The sequence below is a fragment of the Streptomyces mexicanus genome (assembly GCF_902506575.1).
Lineage (GTDB): Bacteria > Actinomycetota > Actinomycetes > Streptomycetales > Streptomycetaceae > Streptomyces > Streptomyces mexicanus.
Map to the genome: position 1 here is coordinate 1 of NZ_LR732619.1, position 3345 is coordinate 3345.

General features: G+C 73.9%; 3 protein-coding genes and 1 rRNA gene. 1 reads left to right on the forward strand and 3 read right to left on the reverse strand.

Annotation, left to right across the window (positions count from 1 at the left end):
* The first annotated feature begins 10 nt into the window (after nt 1-10).
* Nucleotides 11-127 (forward strand): 5S ribosomal RNA (rrf, locus tag GV126_RS33575).
* A gap of 104 nt (nt 128-231) precedes the next feature.
* Here the strand turns inward: rrf and GV126_RS33580 are convergent.
* The 3 genes from GV126_RS33580 to GV126_RS33590 form a co-directional block, all read right to left on the reverse strand.
* The gene (locus tag GV126_RS33580; protein ID WP_159674912.1) at nt 232-1542 is read right to left on the reverse strand and encodes a DUF58 domain-containing protein; all 1311 of its coding nucleotides are present in this window, start codon (nt 1540-1542) and stop codon (nt 232-234) included.
* Nucleotides 1542-2531 (reverse strand): AAA family ATPase, encoded by a 990-nt coding sequence (locus tag GV126_RS33585; protein ID WP_159674914.1) that lies wholly within the window; start codon nt 2529-2531, stop codon nt 1542-1544. The genes GV126_RS33580 and GV126_RS33585 overlap by 1 nt, the downstream gene beginning before the upstream one ends.
* Nucleotides 2531-3345, reverse strand: an 815-nt coding sequence (locus GV126_RS33590; protein ID WP_236570354.1) for a DUF4350 domain-containing protein, incomplete at its 5' end; no start/stop codon positions are given. The genes GV126_RS33585 and GV126_RS33590, both read right to left, overlap by 1 nt.

Consider the following 3345-nt stretch of genomic DNA (forward strand, 5'->3'; position numbering starts at 1 on the left):
TTCATAGTGTTTCGGTGGTCATAGCGTGAGGGAAACGCCCGGTTACATTCCGAACCCGGAAGCTAAGCCTTACAGCGCCGATGGTACTGCAGGGGGGACCCTGTGGGAGAGTAGGACGCCGCCGAACTATTTGTGGGAAAACCCCCGTGCCATGTGGCACGGGGGTTTTCTGCGTTCTGGGGTGGCTGGCTCCCGGGAAAACCAGGTGCTGTGGACGCGGAAATCCGAGCGTCAGAGCCGGCCCGCCGCCTTCAGGGCCAGATAGGCGTCCGCAAGTGCCGGGGCCAGGTCGTCCGGTGTCGCGTCGACCACCGTGATGCCCTGGCGACGGAGCTGTTCCGCGACCCGGTGGCGTTCGGCCTGCGACTGGGCTGCCGCCGCGGCCTCGTAGACCGCGTCCACGGTTCCGCGGGCCGCGGCCATCCGTGCGATGTGCGGGTCCGCCACCGAGGCGACCAGGACCGTGTGCCGCTGGGTCAGCTGAGGGAGGACCGGCATCAGTCCCTCCTCGACGGGAGCAGCGTCCAGAGCGGTCAGCAGGACGATCAAGGAGCGGCGGGGAGCCGAGCGCAGCGCCATGGCAGCCAGTCCGCGGGCGTCCGTCTCGACGAGTTCCGGTTCCACCGTGGCCATGGCATTGACCAAGGCCGGAAGGAGCTGGCCCGCGGCCCGGCCCTGGACCAGGGCCCGGACCCGGCGGTCATAGGCCAGCAGGTCGACGCGGTCGCCGGCGCGCGAGGCGAGGGCGGCCAGGAGCAGAGCCGCGTCCATGGCGGCGTCCAGGCGCGGGGCGTCGTCCACACGGCCGGCGGAGGTGCGGCCGGTGTCGAGGACGATCAGGATGTGGCGGTCGCGTTCGGGCCGCCAGGTGCGGACGGCGACCGTGGACTGGCGGGCGGTGGCGCGCCAGTCGATGGAGCGCGTGTCGTCGCCGGGCACGTACTCGCGCAGGCTGTCGAATTCCGTGCCCTGGCCGCGGACGATGACGCTGGTGCGGCCGTCCAGTTCCCGCAGCCGGGCGAGCTTGGAAGGAAGATGCTTGCGGCTGGTGAACGGCGGCAGCACCCGTACAGTCCAGGGGACCTTGTGGGTGCCCTGGCGGGTGAACAGGCCGAGCGGGCCGTAGGAGCGGATCGTGATGCGGTCGGCTTGGCGGTCGCCTCGGCGGGTCGGCCTGAGGCGGGTGGTGACGCGGCGGCGTTCACCGGGCGGCACCGTCACGCGGTGGCGGGAAGCCGCCGTCTCCGTCCCGGGCTGCCAGCTGCTCGGCGGCCAGGCGTCGCGCACCTGGGCGCGCAGCGGGCGGCGCGAGGGGTTGGTGATCGTGAGGGTGACGTCGGCGCTGTCACCCAGGCGTACGGAGGTGTCGCCGGCGCGGGTGAGGCCCAGGCGGCGCACGGGTGCGGCCAGGGCGTAGTCGCAGGCGCAGGCGAGGGCGAGGGGCGCGTTGACGGCGAGGATGCCCGTCCAGCCGGCGTCCCAGATGCCGACGGGGAGGGAGCCGAGGGCCGCGAGCAGGGCGGCGCGTCCGGTGAAGGCCATCAGCGGGGCACCGGGACGTGGGCGAGGATCGCGTTGATCACCGAGTCGGCGGTCACACCTTCCATCTCGGCCTCCGGGCGCAGCTGTACCCGATGCCGCAGCGTGGGCAGGGCCAGCGCTTTGACGTCGTCGGGGATGACGTAGTCGCGGCCGGTCAGCCATGCCCAGGCGCGGGAGGTGGACAGCAGCGCGGTCGCCCCGCGCGGCGAGACGCCGAGGCTCAGCGACGGCGATTCGCGGGTGGCCCGGCAGAGGTCGACGACGTAGGCGGCGATCTCGGGGGAGACGGCGGTCTCGGCGATCGCCGTGCGTGCCGCGTCGAGGTCCGCCGGGCCGGCGACGGGGCGTACGCCGGCGGCGCGCAGGTCGCGCGGGTCGAAGCCGGCGGCATGGCGGGTGAGGACGTCGATCTCGTCCTGGCGGGAGGGCAGCGGGATGGTCAGCTTCAGCAGGAACCGGTCGAGCTGGGCCTCGGGGAGGGGGTAGGTGCCCTCGTACTCGACGGGGTTCTGGGTGGCGATGACGAGGAACGGCTCGGGGAGCGGGCGCGGGGTGCCGTCGACGGTGACCTGGCGTTCCTCCATGGCCTCCAGCAGCGACGACTGGGTTTTCGGCGGGGTGCGGTTGATCTCGTCGGCGAGGAGGAGGTGGGTGAAGACCGGGCCCGGCTGGAAGGAGAACTCGGCAGTGCGTGCGTCGTAGACCAGGGAGCCGGTGACGTCGCTGGGCATGAGGTCGGGGGTGAACTGCACGCGCTTGGTGCCGAGGTCGAGCGCGGCGGCGAGGGTGCGGACGAGGAGGGTCTTGGCCACTCCGGGGACGCCTTCGAGCAGGACGTGGCCGCGGCAGAGCAGGGCGACGACCAGGCCGGTGACGGCGGGGTCCTGGCCGACCACGGCCTTGGCGATCTCGGCGCGCAGGGCTTCCAGGGCGGACCGTGCGGCGTCCGCGTCCCCGGGCTGCCCGGCGTTGTCAGTGGTCGGGTCCATCATGGACGGCGTACCTCTCTTTCGAGGGCGTCGAGTCGGTCGGCGAGGGAGACGAGGGCCGCGTCGTCGCCGGGCGGCGGGCCGAAGAGGAGGTCGTGGAGGTCCTGCCCGTCGGTGGAGAGCCGGGCGGACAGGGCGGGGAGCAGGGTCTCGGGCGTGTGGGCCTGGGCCATGGGGATGCCCACGAGGGGGGCGAGGCGGGTGCGTGTGGTGGAGCGAAGAGTGGCGGCCGCGCGGTCGCGGGCGTCGACCTTGCGGTAGAGGCGGGCGCGGCCTTCGGTGGTCTCGGAGGCGCGGATCGCGACGGGGAGTTTTTCGGGCACGAGGGGGCCGAGTCGGCGTGCCCGCCACAAGGCGGCCAGCGCGGCGGCGAGGAAGAGCTGCAGGGTGCCCCACAGCCAGCCGGAGGGGAGCAGGTCGAAGAAGCTGCGCTGTCCGGTGCGGGTGGCGGAGGCGTCGGTGAGCGAGGGGAGGTACCAGACCAGATGGGGGCGGGAGCCGAGGAGTTGCAGGGCGAGCGAGGCATTGCCCTGCTGGTCGAGGCGGTTGTTGTAGAGGATGTCGGGCGCGCCGAGGACGACGGTGTCGCCGCCGCTGCGCTGCGGCAGGCGCAGCAGGGTGGGCAGGCCGTCGCTGGGGTAGCAGGCCTCGGCGTCGGGGGCGGTGGTGGAGTAGCGGGCGCCGCCGGGGGCGGCGCTGCCCGCCGGCCGGGCGGCGGGCCGCGAGCAGCGCCGGGCGCGGGGGGGGGCGCAGCCGGCGGCGGGGGCCGCCGGGGCGCCTGGGGCGGGCGCCGCCGCGGGCGGGGCGGCCCGGG

Excerpts from the sequence above, each read along its gene's own strand:
- GV126_RS33585 (WP_159674914.1), bottom strand. The coding sequence starts at position 2,531 with ATGGACCCGACCACTGACAACGCCGGGCAGCCCGGGGACGCGGACGCC.
- GV126_RS33580 (WP_159674912.1), bottom strand. The coding sequence starts at position 1,542 with ATGGCCTTCACCGGACGCGCCGCCCTGCTCGCGGCCCTCGGCTCCCTC.